The sequence below is a fragment of the Pantoea sp. C2G6 genome (genome assembly GCF_051336815.1).
Classification (GTDB): domain Bacteria; phylum Pseudomonadota; class Gammaproteobacteria; order Enterobacterales; family Enterobacteriaceae; genus Pantoea.
Map to the genome: position 1 here is coordinate 1 of NZ_JBGMNJ010000004.1, position 21,784 is coordinate 21,784.

The 21,784-nt window shown below is 55.8% G+C and carries 19 protein-coding genes; 6 read left to right on the plus strand and 13 right to left on the minus strand.

The features are described from left to right. The first annotated feature begins 6 nt into the window (after nucleotides 1–6). Nucleotides 7–711 (plus strand): acyl-homoserine-lactone synthase, encoded by a 705-nt coding sequence (locus ACCW71_RS07395; protein WP_436370540.1) that lies wholly within the window; start codon nucleotides 7–9, stop codon nucleotides 709–711. Here the strand turns inward: ACCW71_RS07395 and ACCW71_RS07400 are convergent. After that, entirely contained in the window at nucleotides 628–1,371 is a 744-nt protein-coding gene (locus tag ACCW71_RS07400; protein WP_436370541.1) for a helix-turn-helix transcriptional regulator, read from the minus strand. The two genes, ACCW71_RS07395 and ACCW71_RS07400, sit on opposite strands and share 84 nt — an antisense overlap. Before the next feature lie 1,220 nt (nucleotides 1,372–2,591). Between ACCW71_RS07400 and ACCW71_RS07405 the strand changes: the two genes are divergently transcribed. Further along, nucleotides 2,592–2,777 carry a hypothetical protein gene (locus tag ACCW71_RS07405; RefSeq protein ID WP_436370542.1) on the plus strand — a complete coding sequence of 62 codons (186 nt, stop codon included), beginning with the start codon at nucleotides 2,592–2,594 and terminating at the stop codon, nucleotides 2,775–2,777. A 740-nt stretch (nucleotides 2,778–3,517) separates the two neighbouring features. Here the strand turns inward: ACCW71_RS07405 and ACCW71_RS07410 are convergent. Further along, nucleotides 3,518–4,207: a type 1 glutamine amidotransferase domain-containing protein gene (locus tag ACCW71_RS07410; protein WP_436370543.1), complete on the minus strand. Its 690-nt coding sequence runs from the start codon at nucleotides 4,205–4,207 to the stop codon at nucleotides 3,518–3,520. Between the two features lie 163 nt (nucleotides 4,208–4,370). Here ACCW71_RS07410 and ACCW71_RS07415 point away from each other — a divergent pair, with 163 nt between their 5' ends. Further along, complete coding sequence (locus ACCW71_RS07415) at nucleotides 4,371–5,288, plus strand: LysR substrate-binding domain-containing protein (protein ID WP_436370544.1); 918 nt, start codon at nucleotides 4,371–4,373, stop codon at nucleotides 5,286–5,288. Nucleotides 5,289–5,528: 240 nt separating this feature from the next. Here the strand turns inward: ACCW71_RS07415 and ACCW71_RS07420 are convergent, their stop codons facing one another. The 4 genes from ACCW71_RS07420 to ACCW71_RS07435 all read right to left on the minus strand — a co-directional run bounded on the left by ACCW71_RS07420 (nucleotide 5,529) and on the right by ACCW71_RS07435 (nucleotide 10,705). Then, nucleotides 5,529–6,731 carry an MFS transporter gene (locus ACCW71_RS07420; protein ID WP_436370545.1) on the minus strand — a complete coding sequence of 401 codons (1,203 nt, stop codon included), beginning with the start codon at nucleotides 6,729–6,731 and terminating at the stop codon, nucleotides 5,529–5,531. A 180-nt stretch (nucleotides 6,732–6,911) separates the two neighbouring features. Then, on the minus strand, nucleotides 6,912–7,652 hold the full coding sequence (locus ACCW71_RS07425) for a nitroreductase family protein (RefSeq protein WP_436370546.1): 741 nt from the start codon (nucleotides 7,650–7,652) through the stop codon (nucleotides 6,912–6,914). An 83-nt stretch (nucleotides 7,653–7,735) separates the two neighbouring features. Beyond that, a complete protein-coding gene (locus ACCW71_RS07430) occupies nucleotides 7,736–9,079 on the minus strand; it encodes a glycoside hydrolase family 10 protein (RefSeq protein WP_436370787.1) in 1,344 nt (447 codons plus the stop codon). 135 nt (nucleotides 9,080–9,214) lie between these two features. Further along, nucleotides 9,215–10,705, minus strand: a complete 1,491-nt coding sequence (locus ACCW71_RS07435) for a PLP-dependent aminotransferase family protein (protein WP_436370547.1) — start codon at nucleotides 10,703–10,705, stop codon at nucleotides 9,215–9,217. Between the two features lie 111 nt (nucleotides 10,706–10,816). On the opposite strand from ACCW71_RS07435, the gene gabT reads away from it, so the two are divergent. Both gabT and gabP read left to right on the plus strand, forming a co-directional pair. Then, nucleotides 10,817–12,103 carry a 4-aminobutyrate--2-oxoglutarate transaminase gene (gabT, locus tag ACCW71_RS07440; RefSeq protein WP_436370548.1) on the plus strand — a complete coding sequence of 429 codons (1,287 nt, stop codon included), beginning with the start codon at nucleotides 10,817–10,819 and terminating at the stop codon, nucleotides 12,101–12,103. Between the two features lie 84 nt (nucleotides 12,104–12,187). Next, the gene (gene gabP, locus ACCW71_RS07445) at nucleotides 12,188–13,597 is read left to right on the plus strand and encodes a GABA permease (RefSeq protein WP_436370788.1); all 1,410 of its coding nucleotides are present in this window, start codon (nucleotides 12,188–12,190) and stop codon (nucleotides 13,595–13,597) included. 320 nt (nucleotides 13,598–13,917) lie between these two features. Here gabP and ACCW71_RS07450 read toward each other — a convergent pair whose 3' ends face one another. The 4 genes from ACCW71_RS07450 to ACCW71_RS07465 all read right to left on the minus strand — a co-directional run bounded on the left by ACCW71_RS07450 (nucleotide 13,918) and on the right by ACCW71_RS07465 (nucleotide 17,003). Continuing rightward, a complete protein-coding gene (locus ACCW71_RS07450) occupies nucleotides 13,918–14,208 on the minus strand; it encodes a type 1 fimbrial protein (RefSeq protein ID WP_436370549.1) in 291 nt (96 codons plus the stop codon). A 388-nt stretch (nucleotides 14,209–14,596) separates the two neighbouring features. Continuing rightward, nucleotides 14,597–15,034 (minus strand): bleomycin resistance protein, encoded by a 438-nt coding sequence (locus ACCW71_RS07455; RefSeq protein ID WP_436370550.1) that lies wholly within the window; start codon nucleotides 15,032–15,034, stop codon nucleotides 14,597–14,599. 209 nt (nucleotides 15,035–15,243) lie between these two features. Further along, nucleotides 15,244–15,915 carry a hypothetical protein gene (locus tag ACCW71_RS07460; RefSeq protein WP_436370551.1) on the minus strand — a complete coding sequence of 224 codons (672 nt, stop codon included), beginning with the start codon at nucleotides 15,913–15,915 and terminating at the stop codon, nucleotides 15,244–15,246. A gap of 176 nt (nucleotides 15,916–16,091) precedes the next feature. Continuing rightward, nucleotides 16,092–17,003, minus strand: coding sequence for a LysR family transcriptional regulator (locus tag ACCW71_RS07465; RefSeq protein ID WP_436370552.1), 912 nt, complete (start codon nucleotides 17,001–17,003; stop codon nucleotides 16,092–16,094). A gap of 98 nt (nucleotides 17,004–17,101) precedes the next feature. Here ACCW71_RS07465 and ACCW71_RS07470 point away from each other — a divergent pair, with 98 nt between their 5' ends. After that, nucleotides 17,102–18,160, plus strand: a complete 1,059-nt coding sequence (locus ACCW71_RS07470; RefSeq protein WP_436370553.1) for an SDR family oxidoreductase — start codon at nucleotides 17,102–17,104, stop codon at nucleotides 18,158–18,160. 45 nt (nucleotides 18,161–18,205) lie between these two features. Here the strand turns inward: ACCW71_RS07470 and rluF are convergent, their stop codons facing one another. The 3 genes from rluF to ACCW71_RS07485 form a co-directional block, all read right to left on the minus strand. Next, entirely contained in the window at nucleotides 18,206–19,078 is an 873-nt protein-coding gene (gene rluF, locus ACCW71_RS07475) for a 23S rRNA pseudouridine(2604) synthase RluF (protein ID WP_436370554.1), read from the minus strand. 93 nt (nucleotides 19,079–19,171) lie between these two features. Further along, nucleotides 19,172–19,642, minus strand: coding sequence for a GNAT family N-acetyltransferase (locus tag ACCW71_RS07480; RefSeq protein WP_436370555.1), 471 nt, complete (start codon nucleotides 19,640–19,642; stop codon nucleotides 19,172–19,174). Nucleotides 19,643–19,790: 148 nt separating this feature from the next. Further along, nucleotides 19,791–21,764, minus strand: a complete 1,974-nt coding sequence (locus tag ACCW71_RS07485; RefSeq protein WP_436370556.1) for an autotransporter outer membrane beta-barrel domain-containing protein — start codon at nucleotides 21,762–21,764, stop codon at nucleotides 19,791–19,793. Nucleotides 21,765–21,784: the final 20 nt, after the last annotated feature.

A 21,784-nucleotide genomic window follows, 5' to 3' on the forward strand; every position in this document is an offset into this window, starting at 1 on the left:
CTATAAATGATAAAATTTTTTGACGTAGATTATAATGCATTAAATAAAAACAGAGCAACTGAGCTATTTTCATTAAGAAAAAAAACATTCAAAGATCGCCTTAACTGGGAGGTGCGCTGTGAACAAAATATGGAATTTGATGAGTATGACAACACGAACACCACCTATATATTTGGTGTCTATGAAGGGGTTGTCATCTGTAGTTTACGGTTTATCGAAACAAAATTCCCCAATATGATCATCAATACGTTCAAACCCTATTTTGCACAAATGCGTTTGCCTGAAGGGAATTTTATTGAAGCCAGCCGTTTATTTATCGATAAGGAACGTATTAAAGCGCTTAATCTGCAACAACACCCGGTCAGTTTACTGCTTTTTTTATCAATGATTAATTACGCAAGAAGTCAGGCCTATGAAGGCATTTACGCGATTGTCAGCCATCCGATGCTGATTATCTTTCAGCGCTCCGGCTGGCAGGTTTCTGTGGTTGAAAAAGGGCTTTCAGAGAAGCGTCAGAATATTTATCTGATCCATATGCCTGTGGATGAGCATAACCAGTCTCTGCTGACAGAACGCATTAACAAAAAATCTCTCTTACCGGATAACGAATTAAACAGGTGGCCATTTTCATTCCGTATCAGGGAGAACCGGTCTGATGAGCTTCAGCTCGACGCCAAGCCTTATGGCGTGTTTGGCATTGGTAACGCCTAGTTTTTTGACAGCATTACCTACATGATATTTTACTGTGGTGAGCTTGATCCCCAGGATAAGGGCGATTTCCTGATAGGATTTCCCCATGCTTGCCCAGTAGAGTATTTCATTCTCACGTTTAGAGAGTATTTCTTTTTGGCTTTTTTTAGCAGCCTGATTGGCATCGTTGATTTCCTGATAAAGAGTGGTCAGTTTTTCATGTGCTTCTAATAACAACATTTGCAGATCATTTTTCTTTTCGACCACCCTTTTTTCTATATCATCGTCGCAGCTCTTGTCCATAATGATCGACAGAACAACCAGATTGTGGTTATGGTCGTGAAGTACAAAGGTATACCCATTAATGACATTATAATTCTTAGCCATATCAAAAATTTTGGGCATTTTTAAACCCGAACTGATCATAATGTTTTCATCCCACAAGAAGGGAGTAAAACGATAGGATGCAGTGATCAGCACCGGATCGATAAACTGAAATTTATTCTCAGTATAAAATTCAAACCATTCTGTTCTGTTGGAAATGATAGCGAAATCATTCGGGTTTTTCTTACTCATGATGGCATAAGCGTATTTAATATTATTAAAATCTTTTAGATTTTTTTCCAGAAATTTTTTCACGGATGCATTAATAAACGCATTGTTGAAAAATGAATTGGACATCCAATTGTCTCCTTGATAAAAGCCATCGTAATCGGGCGATTATAGCATAAAACCCTGCCATTGGATAATAGTCTGGCAAGCGATAAATAGCCGCTGGATAATTACTTAACTATACTATTATCTGATAGTGGACATGATATACAGCTTTCCCCGGCATGATAATGCACGTCATTAACTAACGGGCATCCGTTTTTCCATGCCAGAGAGAAAAGAGAAGTGGCCTTCACTATTTACTTTATCAAGGCTGAATCATATAACCCTGTTAGCCTGTTATAAGATCCATTTATTTTGAAGGAAGTTATCGTTTAAATGCCAATATATTTTTACCTGAAATTAACAGCGCGACAGGCGGTTTATTGGAAGACAGGAATACGGAAAAGGTCTCACTCTTTTATAAAAGAGTGAGACTAAATTGACAGATTACTGACTATTAGCAATAATGCTAAAAATTTCCCTGGTGTTGGCCAAATTGGCGCCTGATCCTTTAAGCGGGATCAGCTTTTTCATTCATACTGCTTTATTCTTCTGTAGGAACAATAAGGTTTTTTATTAATGAATGATAGTTAGACTAAAGTACAGTCTTACACTGTACCTTTCGGGTCAGCCCTCTCGATTCCATCTTCCGAAACGGTTTTAAAAACTGACCCACCCGGCACGTCCGGTCAGTCAGCAGTGGCGCATTCCTGCTTCTCGCCTGTCGCTTATATGCCTGACATTGCCACAGGCTCCGGCGGCCACATCGCTGATAAACTGCCTGAATCTCCCAGCTTTTCAATAATCTATGCCGCTCCCGCTTACTCAATACGGCCTGAACCAGCAGTCATGCTGGCCAGAGACCCCTTAACTCTAAACAATGTGTATTCTGGCTTTCCGAGGAGGGAGCAACGTTACCGCACAGCAGTCTGCCGTCGATGCCTTGTTCCCAGGCGATAGTGTTGTGTTAAAGGGAATTGAACAATCTTTCTTCAGGACCAGAGGCGCATTTGAATAAAAATTGACGATTTGAGGCGTAATCGGGGATCTGATACTTCAAAAATGAAGCTTTGTGAGGACCAAAACGAGGCAACAATTCTGACAATAAGATCACTTTTCTGAAGCGAGTGTCAGAACAGAGCAGCCTGATGGCTGCAAACTGAAGCCCGACCACTGCGCAGCTTCATAGTAGCTAGATTCAGAGTAGCAGCACACATCAACCTGTTTCGATGGCGCACCGCTTCCTTATGAAGCCCGATAAACCATTGGCTGAGATAGAGGCGCGTCTGAAACACCCCATCATGGAAAAATGCTTCCCTATGCTGCGCTATTCCGGCCTGATGCAGGGAGATCCGCTTGATGCGCCAGCGGCGCATGCAATGATAAAAGCCCTGACTGAAACAGTCAGGGCTTTTAGGGTACAGCTGATTTAGGATTTACCATTAACTAACTTAATTGATAATAACTGCTTCGGTACTGCTATTTATGAACAGGTCCTGCGGATAATAATGAACATGGTAACGAAATGTCATTAATATTGACGGTTTTCACCGCCTGATAGTCTTTCAGGAGACAAAGACAGGTCAGGCCCGTATAAACCTGCACACCCCCGTCGCGATATAAACTTTTTGATGCGTTGCCTTACTTTCATTACGACGTTTAAACCGCAATCGTACTCTGTCGTAACGTAACGTTCAGAACTACGAGGCCTTACATCATCGCGACGCGATACTCAACTTCAACACTGATTTGTAACTTCGTTTACTACGACTCCATTAACAGGGTTATCAGTAACTTACTAACAGTCTCTAACAAACAATGTTTAACAGAACCACCGACAAATTAAAAAAGGATAAATTTATCAGTACCCGTTACGCAAACACCAGATTATTTCTGATGTATCAGCCGCGTTTTTCTCGCTGCTGATGGATATCACTCTACGCATATAAAAACCGTTGTCAACACTGGTTTTAAAGACATGTTTATATTTGCAGTAGAGAGGACGGGAAATAACGCTGCGTTGCTGAACTGTCCCCCGAATTATTATTTCAGTACCGGAAGAGTAGAGCGCAGATATATTGCTTTGCAATAATTTACCAGGTGATTATTCAGGGAAGACGTCTGTTAGTAAGAAAAAAGGCACCCGCAGGTGCCTTACACGGAGCACAGACTATCAGGCGCTCTTGTTGGTCAGGCTGGCTAACAGAACCTGTGCGGTCTCAGCTGACGATCCAGGGTTCTGGCCGGTAATCAGCAGACCATCCTGAAGGGTATAAGATTGCCAGTCATCGCCACGTGAATAGAGGCCGCCATTTTGTTTCAGCACATCTTCCACCAGGAAAGGCACCACATCAGTCAGGCCAACCCCCTCTTCTTCGGTGTTGGTGAAGCCGGTAACCTTTTTCCCCTTAACCAGTGGCGTACCATCGGCGTTTTTCACATCACGCAGCACGCCTGGCGCATGGCAGACCAGCGCAACCGGTTTTCCCGCCTGAAGGGTCTGCTCGATCAGCGCGATAGAGTGTTTGTCATTTGCCAGATCCCATAGCGGTCCATGACCACCCGGATAGAAGACGGCATCAAACGCATCCTGAGAAACTGTGCTCAGCTGAACGGTTGAAGCCAGCGCCGCCTGCGCAGCGGTGTCGCTCTTGAAACGTCGGGTGTCATCAGTCTGTGAATCGGGCTCGTCACTTTTAGGATCCAGCGGCGGCTGTCCGCCTTTGGGTGAGGCCAGAGTAATATCAGCACCCGCATCCAGGAAGGCGTAATAAGGGGCTGCGAACTCTTCCAGCCAGAAGCCGGTTTTCTTGCCGGTGGTGCCTAACTCATCATGCGAGGTCAAAACCATTAAAATTTTCATTTCCGCTCCCTATAGAGTCTGTCGAACTGGCTCAGGTTTGAAATATTTAAGCAGCGGCCTGCAAGCACCGCGTTCTCTGTTGACCCGGTCATCATGGCGGGTCCCGACATATTTCTGAAATTTATTTCTTCAATTTCAGCTATTCACCAGGCATTATAGCTCAATGAAATACGATCTGAATTTATTGCCCGTTTTGCTGGTGATGATGGAAGAGCGCAACGTCACCCGCGCCGCTGAACGGCTTGGCATTACCCAACCGGCGCTCTCTAATGCGCTGAACCGGCTGCGGGAGACGCTTAACGACCCGCTATTTATCCGCGAGCGCTACGGTATGCGCCCGACGCCAATGGCCGAGGAGATGGCCGGGGTGGTGGGTGCCGCGCTCGCTTCTATCGACAAGGTTATTCTCGGCCAGCAGGATTTTAACCCGCAGCACGCTACCCGGCTCTTCACGCTGGCACCGAACAGTTATGTCGAATTTGTCATGATGCCGGTGATTGTGGCGCGCCTGCGCGAAAGCGCCCCCGGCATACGCATCCGTCTGACCCCATTCGGTAATGACGTAACGGAAACCGGCGTCATCTCCGGCAATACCGATATGGTGCTGGGCCGGATCGTGGAGCCACCCGATAATCTGGTGGTGCAGCACCTGATGGATGAGGGACTGGCCTGCGTGGTGCGTGCCGATCATCCACGGGTAGGCGACACGCTCACTGCGGAGCAGTATGAGCAGCTCAGACATGTCAACGTGCTGCCACCGGGCCGGATGCGCGCCGGTTTACATCAGGCGCTGGAGCAACGTGGTCTGCGCCGTCAGGTTGCCGTCTCGGTGACGCACTTTCTCGCCGTACCGGAAATGATAGCGGTCACAGACTACTGCGCCACGCTGCCGCGTCTGATTTGCCAGCATCTGTCACGGGATGCGCGGCTCAGAATCGTTCCTGCGCCGGTTGATCTCGGCACTTTTCCGGTCGAGATGGGCTGGCACGCGCGTTACCGCGACGATCCCGCGCATCGCTGGTTCAGGGCGCTGGTCACGGAAATCGCGCAGTCGCTGTCGCATCCGCCAGACAGCCACTAGCGTGATCACTGTTTTCATAACATTGAGAACCTTTACCGGGCGGGATTCAGGACGAGAAAGGTGTTGAAATATGCTCAGAAAGAGCAGATACACGCTCTCTGACAAAGGCTTTTACGCCCGCCAGCCCCCCCCCGGACACTATCCATGGGCGCTAAAAAAGAAGCCGCAGCGTTATCCGCTGCGGCATCCTGACCAACCTGACTGACAAGCATCAGCCTGTTGGGCCAGCTTTTTACAGCGTCAGGCAAGACGGGCGGCGGGCGTCGCCCCGCTTCGCCACCATAAAATCAGGGCGGCCAGCGCAATCACCCCCAGCACTGCAAAGGCGGTGCTGTAGGAGTAGCGAGCGGCGATCATCCCCGTCATCGCCGGACTCAGCGCCGCCCCCGCTCCCTGCATCAGCATCACCACGCTTTGTCCGGCATTGACATGCCCGGTCCCGCGCAGCAGTGAGACGATATATCCCGGTACTGCCACCCCCAGAATACCGGCGGCGATCCCATCCAGCACCTGAACCGGTATCACAAACATCGGTCCGGCAAACTCCGCGGCGATCAGCGCGCGCAGCGGTAAAATGATCAACGCCACCATAATAAACTGGCGATAACCCTGGGTTTCAATGTGCTTTGCTACCCACAGCGCGACCGGAATCATCACCAGTTGTGAAATCACCACCGTCGCCGCGGCGTAGAGGCCAGGGCTGACCGCCGCCTGCCCCCCGGCGGAGGCGACGCGCATGCTCAGCATCGGCAGCAGCGCGGCATTGGCCAGATGAAAAAGCAACAGGGTGATCCCGACAATCATCAGCGCCGGTTTGCGCACCAGCATCATTAAACTCAGCGCCGGACCACGCTCTTCGTGCTGCTCATAACCGCGCGCCACCTCGTTGTCGATCTCATCCCCGCGAATCGCCAGGGTCGCAAAAGCCGCGAAGATCGCCATCATCGTCATTAAGATAAACACCGAGCCCATACCCCAGTACCATGCCGAGAAGCCCGCCAGCAGCGCCGCAATAGTATTGCCGCCATGGTTAAAGGCTTCGTTACGCCCCATCTGCTGGTTGAAGCCGCGCTGACCGGTGAGTCCCAGGGTGATCCCCGCCACGGTCGGTCCGATAAACGCCGCCGCAACCCCTGAGACAATCTGCGAGACCATCGCCGTCCAGGTCTGATTGCTGTACCACAGCAACAGCGTAGCCGCGGTGATCACCAGACAGCCCAGCAGCACAATCATCTTTTTATGCCGGGTGGCATCGGCAGCGACACCGGCGGGCAGCGTGGCGAGCAATCCGGCGATACCGCCGCAGGTCATGACCAGGCCAATTTCATCAGGTCGCCAGTGTCGCTCGGTGAGAAAGATCCCCAGAAATGGCCCCAGACCATCGCGGACATCGGCCAGAAAAAAACTCATTAAACAGAGCGCTGTAAGAGAACGCTGAGACATGTTATTTCCCTGGAAGGTCAGTGTTTAAAAGCGTTAGCGCTTCGGTTGAAAAAGAAAGTATGTGTTACCACACAGAAAGTGACATGGCGTTATAGTAACAAAATGAAAAAAGGCCAGCCGTGAGTTGTCACGGCTGGCCTTTTCAGGATGGGTAGCGCCCGCTACGGCAACAGGCTGATTTTATTTATCGTTGCCAAAGCCCTGCTTCAGCAGCGCGGGCAGCACATCCGGGAAATAGATGTTTTTATAGTAGCCGCTGACGCTTTCGCTCCAGCTCTCACCGTCGCTGCGACCGATATTTTTCCAGTGCTGCACCATCTCATCGTTGTAGGCGGCAATCTGCTGCTCCAGCCCCTGGGTCTGATAGGTCTCATCATGGCGGAAGGTGGCCAGTGGCAGACGCGGTTTCTGATGAGCAGGCTCATCCACATGACCAATCACCACGCCCGCCACCGGGAAGGTCAGCGGTGGCAGTTCCAGCAGAGAGATCATCGCTTCGGGATCGCGGCGAATACCGCCAATTGGCACAATACCCAGGCCTTCAGCGCGCGCCGCGGCCATTACTGACCCTAATGCAATGCCGATGTCCGTGGAGCCAGAGACGATACTTTCAATACTCTGATGAGCAATCTGCTGCTGATCAATGGCGGCCATCGCTACCGCTGATTTATGCATATCCAGCACAAAAGTAATAAAGACCGGCGCTTTGGCGATCCACGGCTGACCACCCGCAATGGCGGCAATCTGCGCACGGCGACCGGCGTCGCGCGTCACAACCACCGAGACCTGCTGTGAGTTTACTGAGGTCGGGGCGCGATAGGCGGTGCTGATAATCCGCTCCAGCACCGCTTCGTCGACAGGCTGTTCAGTAAAGCTACGTTCACTTTTATGGCTGGTAAAAATATCAATCAGTTCACTCATGGTTCCTCCCATTGAAAGCGCAAGAATAGCAGTAAGCCGCAGAGAAAAACTTAACCGCACTGGTCATGCTGTCGCCTTGCAGATCAGTTTCCCCAGCGGCTTTTCAGATAGCCCACCGCCTGCTGCGTCTGCGGCTGATTCAGGTAGCCCTCCCTGAACAGAATGGTGCCGTCGATATTGGGATGGGATTCATTGAGATCAAGCTGCTTTTTCAGCTCCGGCACGCCGCCCTGACGGCTCCAGTCCGGTTCAATTTTAGAGGGCTCCCCCACTTTATAGAGCGCCAGACCAATATAGAGCCGGGTGTTGGTCGGCTTCACCACCGCTGCCCACCAGTTCGCCAGCACGTCATAACGCGCAGCCTGGCGCGAGAAAGGCCAGTAAAGCTGCGGCGCGATATAGTCCAGCAAACCCTGCTGCACCCAGCGGCGGGTATCGGCGTAGGCTTCATCGTAGGCCGCCGCACCGCGGGTGTCGGAGCCAGCGGGATCGTGCGACAGATTGCGCCAGACCCCTGCCGGACTGACGCCAAACTCCACCTCCGGCTTCAGCTGCTTAATGGTGTGCGACACCTGCTCAATCAGCTGCTGGGTATTGTGACGACGCCAGTCCGCTTTGCTGGCAAACCCCTGACCATAGCGGCTGAAGGTCTGGTTATCATTGAGTAACGAACCGGCAGATTCGGCATAGAAGTAGTCATCAAACTGCACGCCGTCGACCGGGTAACGGGTCACCACCTCCGCCACAATGCTGGTGATCCAGTCACGCACTTCCGGGATGCCGGGGTCCAGCACATAGCGATCGCCCGCGGTGCGTATCCAGTCGCGATGCAGCACAAAAACGCTGGCCGGATGCAGCGTCAGCGTGCGGTTCAGCTCACTGACGGTCGAGGGTTTGGTATTGACCGCCACCCGGTAGGGGTTAAACCAGGCATGCACTTTGATGCCGCGCTTGTGCGCCTCATCCAGCATAAACTGCAATGGGTCATAGCCCGGATCTTCACCGATTCTGCCGGTCAGCATATCTGACCAGGGCAGGATTTTTGAGGACCAGAGCGCGGTGGCGTCAGGCTTCACCTGAAAAAAGACGGTGTTAATACCCAGGCTTTTCAGCTTATCCAGCTTGTCGATCAGTGATTTCTGCTGCTGACTGATGCGCTGGGCCGCTGAAAGGCCGTTGACCGAGGTGACCGGAGGCCAGTCGAGACGCGACACCGTGGCTAACCAGACGCCCCGCACCGGCTGCTGCACCTGTGGCTGAGCGGGCTGGCTGGCGGCGGGCAGCGGCTGTTTCGCCACCGGCGGAAAGGGCGTTACCAGCGAGCGTGGCGGTTCGGAAGCACAACTGACCAGCAGCAGCGCCGCGGTCAGCGCAGCGATACGCTTAACCACAGCCCTGGCCGGGTCAGTAAGAGGATAAAAGGCGATGATAAACTCCAGTAATCTCTGGTCGGGTCGCGAAGAGGGATATTTTCGGTGACTCTGATTAAATGTCAATGTGTTAGCCAGCCAGAAGCGGCGCGGCCGCAATGCCCGTGGCCGCGCGCAAAGGCCCCACTCCGGCTAACGCTGCGGGTTCAGTGCCACGCCAGCCAGTGACAGGCAGGCTTTCAGGGTGCCGAAGGCGTCCTGACACTGTCGCTCATTGACGCAGGCGTAGCCGAGCAGCAGCCCGCGCTGGCCCTGAGGATGCATATAATATTGCGACAGCGGCCGGACTTTAACGCCGCGCTTGAGTGCCTGCGCCGCTATCGCGACATCGTCGGTTCCTTCGGGCAGCGGCATCACCAGATGCAGCCCGGCTTCATGATTAAAGGCGGGTAAAAAGGCGGGCCCAAGGTAGCGCTCAATCAGCCGGCAGAGAAACTGCCGCCGCTGGCGGTAGAGCAGACGCATCCGGCGAATATGATCCATGTAGTGGCCCAGCCGGATAAACTCCGCCAGCGCCCGCTGGATCAGCAGATGGCCGCCGCGATAGAGTTCCGCTGCGGCGATGCGCAGCGGCTGCGCCAGCGGCTTTGGCACCACCATGTAGCCGATGCGCAGCGCGGGATAGAGCGTTTTACTGAAGGTGCCCATATAGATCACCGGCGCGTCCGCCTCCAGACCCTGTAACGAAGGATGCGGCTGACCGGAGAAGCGGAACTCACTGTCGTAGTCATCCTCCACAATCAGGCTCTGATGGCGACGCGCCAGCGTCAGCAGGGCCTGACGACGCGCCAGACTGAGGTGGACACCCAGCGGATACTGGTGTGACGGTGTCACGAAAACCAGCTTCGGCGGTGGCCCGCTGTCAGGCACCAGCCCCTGCTCATCCACCGGCATAGCCCGAATCTTCAGGCCATTCATCCGCAGCAGGTTCCGGGTGCCCCAGTAACCCGGCTCCTCCATCCAGACCCGGTCGCCGGGATCGCACAGCACCCGCGTCACCAGATCCACCGCCTGATGCACACCTTCGGTAATCAGAATCTGATCGGCGTCGGCGCGTACCGAACGCGCCACCCGCAGATAGTCGACCAGCGCATGACGCAGATCGGGACAGCCTCCGCCGCTGCTGTAGACCAGCCGGTGCACGTCAGGCTCCCGATTTAAGCGGGCCTGAATCTGACTGAACAGCTTATGGGGAAACTCTGTGACATCGGGTGCGCCGGGCACAAACGCCCCCCACTGCCAGGGGGAGGCGTTGGCGTGGCCGAGCAGACTCGCGCCACGCTTCGACAGCGTGGCGGGCCGCTGCGCACTCGCCGCCTGAAAATCTTCAATCGCATCGCTTTGCAGACAGCTCTCCGGCAGCGTCTCCGCAATCCAGGTGCCGCTGCCGGTGCGGGCGGTCACATAGCCCTGCGCCATCAGGCTCTCATAGACATGCATAACGGTGTTGCGCGACACGCCCAGCTCACGCGCTAGATCGCGCGTCGGGGGTAAACGGCCACCGCGCGGGAACACCTCTTCAATAATCGCGGCCTGCATGCAGCTCAGCAGGCGCTGATGCAACGAACCCGTTTGCAGAAACTGTAACCGCGCTAATAGATGATCTGCGTATAACAGTCGCAATTGGCTCCACCTTTCCTCTGACAATTGGCTCTGGCAACTCACCTCGCCCCACGCATAAATAAGCGTGTTTGTCGGGAATTGTAAATACGAAGTTCTACAGAGGTGGATGAAATGATCGAAAAAAATAGTCTGTTGCAACAGCGCAAAGCTCAGGCCCTGCCAAAAGGTATCGGTACGCTCTGCGACTGGGCAGTTGCCCGGGCCGAAAACGCCACCTTGTGGGATCAGGCGGGTAACAGCTGGATCGACTTCGCCGGTGGCATCGCGGTACTGAATACCGGCCACCGCCACCCGCGCGTTGAGCAGGCAATTGCCGAACAGTTAACAAAGTTCACCCATACCGCCTTTCAGATTACCCCGTACGAAAGCTACATCGCCCTGGCCGAGCGCATCAATCAGCAGGTGCCAATTGCAGGTGATGCCAAAACCGCTTTCTTTACCACCGGCGCGGAGGCGGTCGAAAACGCGGTGAAAGTGGCACGCGCCTATACCCGCCGTCACGGCATCATCACTTTTGGCAACGCCTTCCACGGCCGTACCTTTATGACGATGGCGATGACCGGCAAAGTGGCCCCTTACAAGCGCGATTTTGGTCCGATGCCGCCCTCGGTGTTCCATGCCCGCTACCCCAGCGCCGTGCAGGGGATCAGCGTGGAAGCCGCGCTGACCAGCCTTGAGGATCTTTTCACCCAGGATATTGCGCCGCACGACGTGGCGGCGATTGTGCTCGAACCGGTTCAGGGCGAAGGCGGCTTCCACGCCGCACCTGTTGAATTCATGGTAAAGCTGCGGGAACTGGCTGACCGTCACAACATTCTGCTGATTGCCGATGAGGTGCAGAGCGGTTTTGCCCGTACCGGCAAGCTGTTCGCGATGGAACATTACCCGGTGAAGGCTGACATCATCACTATGGCGAAAAGTCTGGCGGGCGGAATGCCGCTGTCAGCGATCGCCGGACGTGCGGAGGTGATGGACGCGCCCGCGCCAGGTGGCCTGGGCGGCACCTACGCCGGTAACCCGCTGGCTATCGCCGCCGCCCACGCGGTGCTGGATGTGATTGATGAAGAGCAGCTCTGTCAGCGCGCGGTGACGCTCGGTGCGCAGCTGGAGGCGGAACTGCGCCAGCAGCAGCAGCTTCACCCCGATATTGCCGAGGTGCGCGCGCTGGGATCGATGGTGGCGATGGAGTTTTATCAGGCCAGCACCGCCCAGGCGGTACAGAAGCTGGCGATGGAGCAGGGACTGTTGCTGCTCACCTGCGGTGCCAAGGGGAATGTGATCCGCTTCCTCTATCCGCTCACCATCCCTGACGCGCAGTTCAGCCAGGCGCTGACCATTCTGACCTCGGTAATTAACCAGTGCGTCGCATCCGCCGGACACCCCGTCGTCCCGGCCTGACCTCCCTGGCGCGTTAACGCAAGCCCCTTCCCTGTTCGTCCGGTCTGAAAGACCGGACGCCGACCCGGAGACGTTTACATGACGATGACTCAGAGTGCGAATGAAGATTCGCTGGCTCAAAACCTGAAACCGCGCCACGTGCGTATGCTCTCGATTGCCGGAGTAATTGGCGCCGGGCTGTTTGTTGGTTCCGGCCATGCTATTTCTGAAGCAGGCCCGGCAGTGCTGATCTCCTATGCAGCGGCCGGTGTGCTGGTGGTGCTGATCATGCGGATGCTGGCCGAGATGGCCGTCGCCTCACCCGATTCCGGCTCTTTTTCGACCTACGCGGATCAGGCGCTGGGCCGCTGGGCGGGCTTCACCATTGGCTGGCTCTACTGGTGGTTCTGGGTGCTGGTTATCCCGCTGGAAGCCAATGCGGCGGGAACCATCCTGCACGCCTGGTTCCCGCAGGTGGCGATCTGGCAGTTCACCCTCGCTATCACTCTGATTCTGACCATCACCAATCTGCTCAGCGTCAAGAATTATGGCGAGTTTGAATTCTGGTTTGCGCTGATCAAAGTGGTGGCGATTATCCTGTTCCTCGGCGTGGCGGGGGCGGCGGTGTTTGGTCTGCTGCCCGACAGCCACACCAGCGGCCTGTCGCATCTCTATGATACCCACGGCTTTATGCCCAACGGCCTCGGCGCGGTGATGGCTGCCATCCTCACCACCATGTTCTCGTTTATGGGCACCGAAATTGTCACCATTGCCGCCGCGGAATCAAAGAATCCCGGCAAGCAGATTACCCAGGCGACCAACTCGGTGATCTGGCGTATCGCCCTGTTCTATCTGCTGTCGATCTTCTTTGTGGTGGCGCTGGTGCCGTGGAACACTCCCGGTCTGGTTGAACAGGGTTCGTGGCAGACGGCACTTCAGGCGATGAATATCCCCAATGCCCGGCTGATTGTCGACCTGGTGGTCTTAATGGCGGTGTGCAGCTGTCTTAACTCCGCGCTCTATACCTCGTCGCGTATGCTCTACTCGCTGTCACGGCGTAAAGACGCCCCGGCGGCGGCCTCACGAACCAACCGGAGCGGCACGCCGTGGATTGCGGTGCTGCTCTCAACCGCGGCGGCGTTTCTGGCGGTGATTGCCAATTACCTGGCACCGAGCGTGGTGTTTGAGTTTTTGCTGGCGAGTTCCGGCGCGATTGCCCTGCTGGTCTATCTGGTAATTGCCGCCTCACATCTGGTGCTGCGTAAAAAGCGTGAGAAAGCAGGGGAAGCCCTGAGCTACCGGATGTGGCTGTTTCCCGGCCTGACCTGGGTCACTATCCTGTTTATCGTTACGGTGCTGGTGGTGATGTTATTTGATGCTCAGCATCAGGCTGAATTACTGGCAACCGGCGGTTTAACCTTGCTGATTATTACCACCAGCCTGGTACTGCGGCGTAAAAAAGAGCAGCGGCCGGGTGCTAAGTACTTTACTCAGCGATCGTCCGACCCCTCCTGACTGAATTGAGGCGGCTCTGCCGCCTCTATTTTCCTGCCAGCAAGCCTGCCTTTAACGACAATCACCTTTTCACCACGCTTTCATTATTCAGCGACTAAAAAGAAACAGAACGTCGACAGCCCGCGTTATTAGCGGATGACTGGTAAAGAGATCCCTGGTGCTGGCAAAAATAAAAGATAAAAGGTTTCTAGCGCAGACGTTAATTTAACGTCGCACTTAGCAAAATTATAATGATATGGGTGGCGACAGGCTCCAGCCACTTGCTTTTTATCATGGCGTCGCTTCAGCGACAGCCATCGCAGTAAGAGCAGCGATACCGTTTAAAGATAGTTAACGAAAATAAGCCCTTTGGTTTTCTCAGGGTTAATCCAGCTAACTTTTACCTCGATAGGTAAACCTTCCAGCGATTCCTGCTTCAGCAGATCGGCGGTGGTACTGACCATCTTGCCGCTGGCAGGATTGTAACAGTTAAATATAACCGGGTTTTGTACCACATTCATGTCGCATGAACCATTCGTCACCGCGCCCCTGAATGTTATCTGCCCGGAACTGCTGGCACTGACCGGGCCGGCCAATAGGGCTAATAGCACTAAACAGATATTTCTCATCATACTTTCTCCTTGTTAGTTATTCCCTGTTATCGGCATACCTCGCCAAAGATTCAGCAGCGCGGCGATAATTAAATGTAAATAATGGATTATTTAAACTGGTGAAGTGAATTTAAGCTAAATTTATGCGAGCAATAACCGCTGTCTCGCCAGTTAATGCGATGAAAAGATGAGAGATTGAATAAGACTTCCCCACCTCATTAGTGAAACAGGTAATTAAGGAAGCGTGAGATGAGAAAAGAAGAGGCTTACCCCACTGCCAGCAGGGAATAGAGCGCAAGCAGATTAACAGGCGTTAAATAATATTGACTGCACATTCAAAATAAAAATTGAGTTAAGTCGGGAAGTTTAATTAAGTGATAGCGAACGCTAATCTGACTCAAATCTGATATTAACTATCACTGTCAGATGATTCCAGATACTGACTGAAGCGCAGCAGATACCCGTCCGGGTCCTGTACCAGAAACTCCCGCTGACAGACGGTGGTTTCGCCGATCGCGTAATGGTTATCCCCAAGCGGGCGATAGAGCGGCACCGCGTGCTGTTGCAGACGGACTCGCAGAGCCTGAATATCCTCCACTTCGATCTGAAAATTGACGCCGCGACCCAGCGGCCAGTTGAGTTCAGCGGTGTTCCAGCCCTGCGGATGATATTGCTCAATCATCAGCTGCGCCTCGCCCAAACAGAGATAAGCGAAGTCCGGCTGCTGACGCTGGATCATCCGGGTAAAACCCAGCACCTCGGTATAGAAATGTAGCGAAACGGAGAAATCCGTTACGGTCAGTTCAGGGACCATAGGATTCCAGTAAGGTTGTTGATTATTGCTCATTCGCCACTCCGTTATTGCTACTTCACTTCAGGACCGCGCGGCGGGCGGGTCCGGCATCCGGCGACTGGGGTCAGCTGAAAACAGCCGCAGCGCAGGAGAGCGCTGCGGTGAACCCAGTCTGGCCGCAACTCGCTGGAACGCAGCGCCAGAGTGCCCGGCGACGCGCGCAGCCTGTCAGTGATTCAGACTGAAAGAAGGGTGTTCGGGCGCTATCTTTTTGCCAGATAGCGCCTGTCGTCACGCGCCTGTAACCGCGCTTCCGCCGGGGTTGGGAAAATGTAGTGAAACAGATCGCGATAAAAACTGAGGTGCCTGATTAATCCTTCCTGAATCGCTTTACTGATCTCTTTGATCAGGAACGCCTGGGTAGTATTAAAGTTAGCCACGCTGAAAAAGGTTTTGTCATAGACGTTGACTACCCCTTCCCATTTCATCACCCGCTCATCACCCGGCCCGACGTCCGAGGCGATAAAGATCCCTTTGTGGGACTTCACGCCCTGCTTGCTGACATAGGTGGTTAAGGCGTCATAACCGCGCTTGTTGCGCCAGCGGCAGAATTCGTAAGGCACTTCGTAACGCGGCAGGACAAACTCCGGGCTGCGGAAGTGTTCGTCACAGATCAGCCCATCCAGTGTGACGGTGAAGTGCAGGAAGTCATGGAGGAAATCGAACTGGCGGGTTTTGGTCAGCTGAACGTTGATGGTGTAGCGACCGGCCTGCACATACCAGTAGTTGGTGAAGCCGGTCACCAGAATACAGAACGCCTGCCAGTCACTGAGTCGTCGATCCCCCGCCAGCCCTCTGAAACGGCTGATCATCATCCGTGACTTGGGATGCTGATACGCTTTCAGCAGCGGATCGTTCATACCTTTCAGTAACATCAGGCGCACTCCTTGATAGATTGCGCTTATCCTGCCACGCCCTTATCAGGCTGAAAAGTGTCGTTGTTCTGAAAGGCGATGTCACCCCCGGCGGGCGGGCGTGTCAGAGCTTTGCCAGGGTCTTTAAAGTTTCAGGATTCTGCTGCACCATGCGAATCAATAATAGCGCCTGAGCATCAGGCCGGGCTCTGCCCTGCTCCCCGCAACGCCACCAGGACCTCGCTTAACAGCGCCACCAGTCGCCGGACTTTATCAGGGATAAAACGGGCATCGGGGTAAACAGCATAGAGATAGCGGTCGGGAAGCCGCCAGTCCGGTAACACCCGAATCAGCCTGCCGGAGGCCAGTGCCTCAGCGCCAATCAGCGTCTGTAACCCGCCAATCCCAAGCCCCGCTTCCAGCGCCTGCATTAATGCCTCACTGTTGTTAGAGCGGAACCCGCTGGCCACCGCGACAGAGACCCGCTCTGTTGCCGAGACCAGGTGCAGCGGCGCATCCGGTGCCACGCCGCTAAAACGTATATGTGGATGATGTTCCAGGTCAGAGGGAGTTTGCGGCAGGACGTTACCTGCTATCCAGTCGGGAGAAGCCACCAGCACGGTTTCAACCGTGGTCAGTGAGCGGGCAGCCAGCGTGGCGGGTGGCGATTCGCTGAGACGGATCGCCACATCAACCCCCTCGGCGATGAGATCGGACAGGCGATCCTCCAGCGCGATATTCAGACGCAGCGCGGGATGCGCCTGCTGAAAGGCGATCAGCTGCGGCATTAACCGCTGCCCTATCCCGCTCGGCAGCTGAATATGCAGTTTGCCATGCAGCCGCGGCGACGCCGGCCTTAACTGCTGCTCCAGCTCCTCCATCGCGCTGAGCAGTGGTCTCACCTGTTGCAGATAGTGCTGACCCTGCTCCGTCAGCGCCATGCTCCGCGTCGTGCGATGCAGCAACACCACCCCCAGCGCCTCTTCCAGCGAGGCGATCTGCTGGCTCACCGCCGACTGCTTCATGCCGTTTTGCCGAGCCGCCGCCGAAAAAGATCCCGCTTCCGCCACCCGGATAAAGGTCTGAATCGCGTTCAGCTTGTTCTGCATTTATTCATTTTCCTGATAAGCGTTAGCCGGATAAGGGGATTTAATCAGAATTAGCGGCGAGTGAGAATGCGGTTTCTCTCTTTAATAAGGCGGTTAGCATGAAAATGACGCAGGGTAAAAAGGTAGCGCTGGTGGCGGGCGCCAGCGGGATTGTTGGCCAGCAGCTGAGTCAGGCGCTGGTAGCCGATCAATGGCAGGTCATCGCGCTGACGCACCGCTCTGACTATGCCGTCAGCGGAGCAGAGGTTATTGCGGTAGATCTCTGCGACCGGCAACAGAGCAGGCAGCGGCTCGCCTCGCTCACTCACGTCACTCATCTCTTTTACAGCGCCTGGCTTAACGCCGCGGACTGGGGGGAGATGGTCGGGCCGAATCTGACCATGTTGCAGAATCTGGTCCGGGCCATGGAAGAGATTGCCCCTCTTGAGCATGTCAGCCTGATGCAGGGCTATAAAGTCTATGGTGCTCATCTCGGACGGTTTAAAACCCCGGCACGGGAGAGTGATGCTGGCGTGCCGGGCGCCGAGTTTAACGCCGCGCAGCTGAGCTGGCTGACCGCGCAGCAGCAGGGCAAACGCTGGCACTGGAGTGCGCTGCGGCCTGGCGTTGTCGGCAGTGACCGGCCGGGCAACAGCATGAATCTGGCGCTGAGCCTGGCGCTCTACGCCTCACTCTGTCGCGCAGCGCGGCTGCCGTTTCGCTTTCCTGGCTCGCGGGAAACCTGGCACAGCATGGTCGATTTTACCGATGCCGCGCTGCTGGCCGACGCCACGATCTGGGCCGCGCGCAGCGCTGAGGCGCACAATCAGGCGTTCAATGTTAATAATGGCGATCTCTGGCGCTGGAGTGAGCTATGGCCGGTGATAGCAGACTGGTTTGAACTGGAGATTGCGCCGCCGGTTGCGCTTTCGTTCCGGCAGATATTTCACGACTACCGGGCGTTGTGGCGGGAAATGGCCGCGGCCAGCGGGCTGGTTCAGCACGACATCCTGGCGTTAAGTGACGGGAGTTTCGCTGATTTTGTCTTCGGCTGGAACTACGACATGTTTGGCGACGGCAGCAAGCTGCGACGGGCGGGTTTTCACGGCTATCGGGCTTCAGACAGCATGTTTTGCGATCTGTTTGCCCGCTTCCGGGCGGCCCGCATTATTCCATGATGATCCGCAGAGAGCGCAGCTCGCGCTCTCTGCGTCAGGTCGGTATCAGCGCCCTTTCTTCTTACGGCCCGGCTGGGCGAAGCGCTTGCGTGACGCGCCGTGGGCGTCCGCTTTTTCCGCCGGTCTGGCGCTATTCTTCTGCGGTTTTTTGGCCGCGGCCGCTTTGGCTGGCGCTTTCTTAGCCGGTTTATCTTCCGAAGAGGAATTTTCCAGCAGCTTAAACAGCTCGATCAGTTCGTCATCGGTGAGATCGCGCCATTCACCCAGCGGCAATCCCTTGAGATTGACGTTCATGATGCGGGTGCGTTCCAGTCGGGTGACTTCATAGCCAAAGTGCTTACACATGCGGCGGATCTGACGATTCAGCCCCTGCACCAGGGTGATGCGAAAGACAAACGGCGCTTCCTTTTTCACTTTGCACTTTTTGGTCACCGTGCCCAGCATCGGAACGCCTGCCCCCATCCCGGCGATAAACTCATCGGTGATCGGCTTGTCGACCGTCACCACATACTCTTTTTCGTGGTTGTTACCGGCGCGCAGAATTTTATTCACCAGATCGCCGTGGTTGGTCAGGAAGATCAGGCCCTGAGAATCTTTATCCAGCCGGCCAATCGGAAAGACCCGCTTGCTGTGGTTGACGAAATCGCTGATGTTGTCACGCTCGCCCTCTTCCATCGTGGTGATGATCCCTACCGGCTTATTCAGCGCAATCAGCACCAGATCCTCTTCATCGCGCGGTTCGATCAGCTGACCGTTAACCTTCACCACATCGCCTGCAAATACCTGCGCGCCCACAGTGGCGCGTTTACCGTTAATGAAAACGTTGCCCTGCTCGATATAACGATCGGCGTCGCGACGGGAGCAGATGCCGCTCTCGCTGATGTATTTATTGAGACGAGTTGATGAGTCAGTCAGCATGGTTCCTCCAAAAAACGCGGACTATACCTTACCGGCGGGGGCTTGCGAAGTCTTTGCGCGGGAAACTTTCTCCGTTTGCCGCACCGGCCGCCGCTACAGATCGATCGCCATATCCACGCAGCGTAACGCGCAGCCCGCCAGCTTCGAGGGATAGAGGTTCTCCCCCAGCGGCCGGAAGCCCTGGCGCTGATAAAAGCGGGCGGCGTTTGGCGTTGAAGAGAGCGTCAGATGATGAAAACCGCGTTGCCGCGCCTCCGCTTTGATGGCGTCAAGGATACGGCCCGCCAGCCCCTGACCGGTGAACTCAGGCAGAGTGAAGATCGCCTCGACACTGGCGGCGGCAAGATCGAGTGCGCCGGTCGCGACCGGTTCTCCCTGCGGGCTATCAATCACGAAAAACGGGTTTTCACGGATCATGGCGGGAAAGCTGGCGGGCATCCGGTCAGGTGTCCAGGCCGCCAGCACCTCAGCGGAATAGACCGCCTGACAGCCGTGGCGTATTGCCAGATTTCGGATGTTCCATAACGTATACGCCTCTGCGGGCGACGCCTGTCTGACGATCATGATTCCCTCCGGTTATGATAACGTGCGTCACAGGCAGATTATCACACCCGTTAGCCACTGGCTGCGATTCAGGCGGGGATCGCTCCGCTGCCCGCAGGCCAGCCGCCGTTGAAGGGTTGAGGCGGCTGGCTGCATAGGGTCAGCAGCGTCAGAAGCGGGCGTTAAGCCCGACATTCCATGTCACCTGATGATAATCACTGTTGCCGGCGACCGTCGAAACACCGGCAAAGGCATTGACGCTCTGCCCCAGCGGCACGCTGGCCCCTGCCGCCATATCAATCCAGTTATCATCCCGTGCGGCGCCGCGGCGGGTAAAAGCGGTGCGGGTCGATTTGAGTCCGGCGGTCACGGCGGAGTCGCTGTCACCAAACTGATGGTTATAGCTGACCTCGGCCCAGGGGTTGATCGGCAGCGATTTACTGTCGATCCGCCAGCCCAGCGAACCAACCTGTGAGTGCAGTGTCTGATCGCCAAAGCGCATCGCGCTGCTGCTGTTACCCTGCTCCTGATAGCCACCCACCCGCGTGTAGTCGAGCGCGTAGCTGGCAACCGGACCGGTGGTGACATAACTTCCCAGCGGCAGATCCCAGCCGGTCTGCAACCGCATCCCCAGCACTTTGCCGCTGCTGCTGCCCTGCGCGGTGCGGGTTGCCGGCCCCAGCCGGATCTGACGCTCAATCCCATCAAAATCGAGATCCGCATAATGGGCGTCAGCGTTGATCCAGCCGCCCTCCAGATAGTTCAGCTGACTCCAGAGCGCCACCAGATTACCGCGCAAATGATAGTCGAAGCGCGATGAGGGCTGCTGGCGCTGCGAGGTGGCCGAGAGCATCGCGCCCGCCTGCCACCGATCGGTCAGCTGATAACCCACGCCCAGAGTGCCATTGGCGCTGGTAGAGTCGCCCTGCTGCAAGCTGTCGCCACGAAAATCGCGATGCTGTCCGGCGTACCCGCCGAAGACAATAAACTCACCGGCAGCGGCGGGCTGCTGGCGCTGCTGCTGGAGATGGCCTTCCAGGGTGTTCCGCGCGTCGCGTACCAGCATTGACGGTGCCTGGCTCAGCGCCGCCACCTGCAACGGCGCATTGAGCACCGACTGAATATAATCAGCGATCAGCGCGTGAACCGCCGGGCTGGGATGAAGGCGATCGGCAAACAGATATTGCTGCGCCTGAGAGAATCCCGGCGTCGCGGAGGTGCAGTCCATAGCGGAGACACCGGGCGGACAGGCCATTCCGGCGGTGTTGCTGAGACCATACAGCGCCGGATTATCGATCACCTCATTGAACAGGCCATTAATGTCGACGCGCGCAATATTGCCGCGCGCCGCCACCAGCCCCTGCTCTTCGGTCTGGTTATAGCGATCGGTCAGCGCGGCGGCCTCACGGCTCAGCAGCTGCCAGGCGGCGATCAGTTGTTGCGCGAGGGCATCCCGGATCAACGGAATGGAGGAAACCTCTGCCGCCGCCTGGGTAAGCGCGGTTTCTACCGCCTGCTCGCGCGCCGCCCGGTCGGGCGTCGGGGCGGTGCTCAGTGACTGAAACAGGGCGGCAGTGGCCGGTTCCGCCGCAGGACCCAGCACCTGCAAAATCGCCTGCAACAGTGCCGGGGTCGCCCCCACGTTAGGGACCGTCGGCACAACGACCGTACCGGCTCCGGCATCCAGCAGCTGGCTGACCTGCGACGCCGCTGCACTGGCGCTATTATCAACCACCTGAACCGCAGTAAGCGGGGAGATGGCCGCCGCCGCTAAATCATTCCCGCCAATCCAGTGAATATAGAGCCCGTCGGGATCGGCCCGCCCGCCGTGCGTCGCCAGATACTGCGCCACCTGATCCTGACTGTTATAGAGCGGATTGAGCGCAGGCACCGCCACCGCGCCGCCCGCCGCGTAGTTGCTTCCGCCCTGTGACGAGGGCTGTAACGTGTCGCCCAGCGACTGCGCGATGATGTCGTCATACAACGGATGGGTCGCTCCATCATAGGTAAAGCGACCCACGTTCCCGCCATCACTCAGGCTATCGCCAAAGACGGTGAGATCGTTCCAGGCCACGGCTGGCAGCGGCGACAGCAGGCTCAGCGTCGCACAGCAAACAAGGTAAGGCGCGTGAAGGGGTTTCATCAGCAGCTCCGCACAGAGTA

Bases quoted from the DNA above. Each gene is read 5' to 3' on its own strand.
- ACCW71_RS07395 (WP_436370540.1), top strand. From the start codon at position 7: ATGATAAAATTTTTTGACGTAGATTATAATGCATTAAATAAAAACAGA.
- ACCW71_RS07400 (WP_436370541.1), bottom strand. From the start codon at position 1,371: ATGTCCAATTCATTTTTCAACAATGCGTTTATTAATGCATCCGTGAAA.
- ACCW71_RS07405 (WP_436370542.1), top strand. From the start codon at position 2,592: ATGAAGCCCGATAAACCATTGGCTGAGATAGAGGCGCGTCTGAAACAC.
- ACCW71_RS07410 (WP_436370543.1), bottom strand. From the start codon at position 4,207: ATGAAAATTTTAATGGTTTTGACCTCGCATGATGAGTTAGGCACCACC.
- ACCW71_RS07415 (WP_436370544.1), top strand. From the start codon at position 4,371: ATGAAATACGATCTGAATTTATTGCCCGTTTTGCTGGTGATGATGGAA.
- ACCW71_RS07420 (WP_436370545.1), bottom strand. From the start codon at position 6,731: ATGTCTCAGCGTTCTCTTACAGCGCTCTGTTTAATGAGTTTTTTTCTG.
- ACCW71_RS07425 (WP_436370546.1), bottom strand. From the start codon at position 7,652: ATGAGTGAACTGATTGATATTTTTACCAGCCATAAAAGTGAACGTAGC.
- gabT (WP_436370548.1), top strand. From the start codon at position 10,817: ATGATCGAAAAAAATAGTCTGTTGCAACAGCGCAAAGCTCAGGCCCTG.
- gabP (WP_436370788.1), top strand. From the start codon at position 12,188: ATGACTCAGAGTGCGAATGAAGATTCGCTGGCTCAAAACCTGAAACCG.
- ACCW71_RS07450 (WP_436370549.1), bottom strand. From the start codon at position 14,208: ATGATGAGAAATATCTGTTTAGTGCTATTAGCCCTATTGGCCGGCCCG.
- ACCW71_RS07455 (WP_436370550.1), bottom strand. From the start codon at position 15,034: ATGAGCAATAATCAACAACCTTACTGGAATCCTATGGTCCCTGAACTG.
- ACCW71_RS07460 (WP_436370551.1), bottom strand. From the start codon at position 15,915: ATGTTACTGAAAGGTATGAACGATCCGCTGCTGAAAGCGTATCAGCAT.
- ACCW71_RS07465 (WP_436370552.1), bottom strand. From the start codon at position 17,003: ATGCAGAACAAGCTGAACGCGATTCAGACCTTTATCCGGGTGGCGGAA.
- ACCW71_RS07470 (WP_436370553.1), top strand. From the start codon at position 17,102: ATGAAAATGACGCAGGGTAAAAAGGTAGCGCTGGTGGCGGGCGCCAGC.
- rluF (WP_436370554.1), bottom strand. From the start codon at position 19,078: ATGCTGACTGACTCATCAACTCGTCTCAATAAATACATCAGCGAGAGC.
- ACCW71_RS07480 (WP_436370555.1), bottom strand. From the start codon at position 19,642: ATGATCGTCAGACAGGCGTCGCCCGCAGAGGCGTATACGTTATGGAAC.
- ACCW71_RS07485 (WP_436370556.1), bottom strand. From the start codon at position 21,764: ATGAAACCCCTTCACGCGCCTTACCTTGTTTGCTGTGCGACGCTGAGC.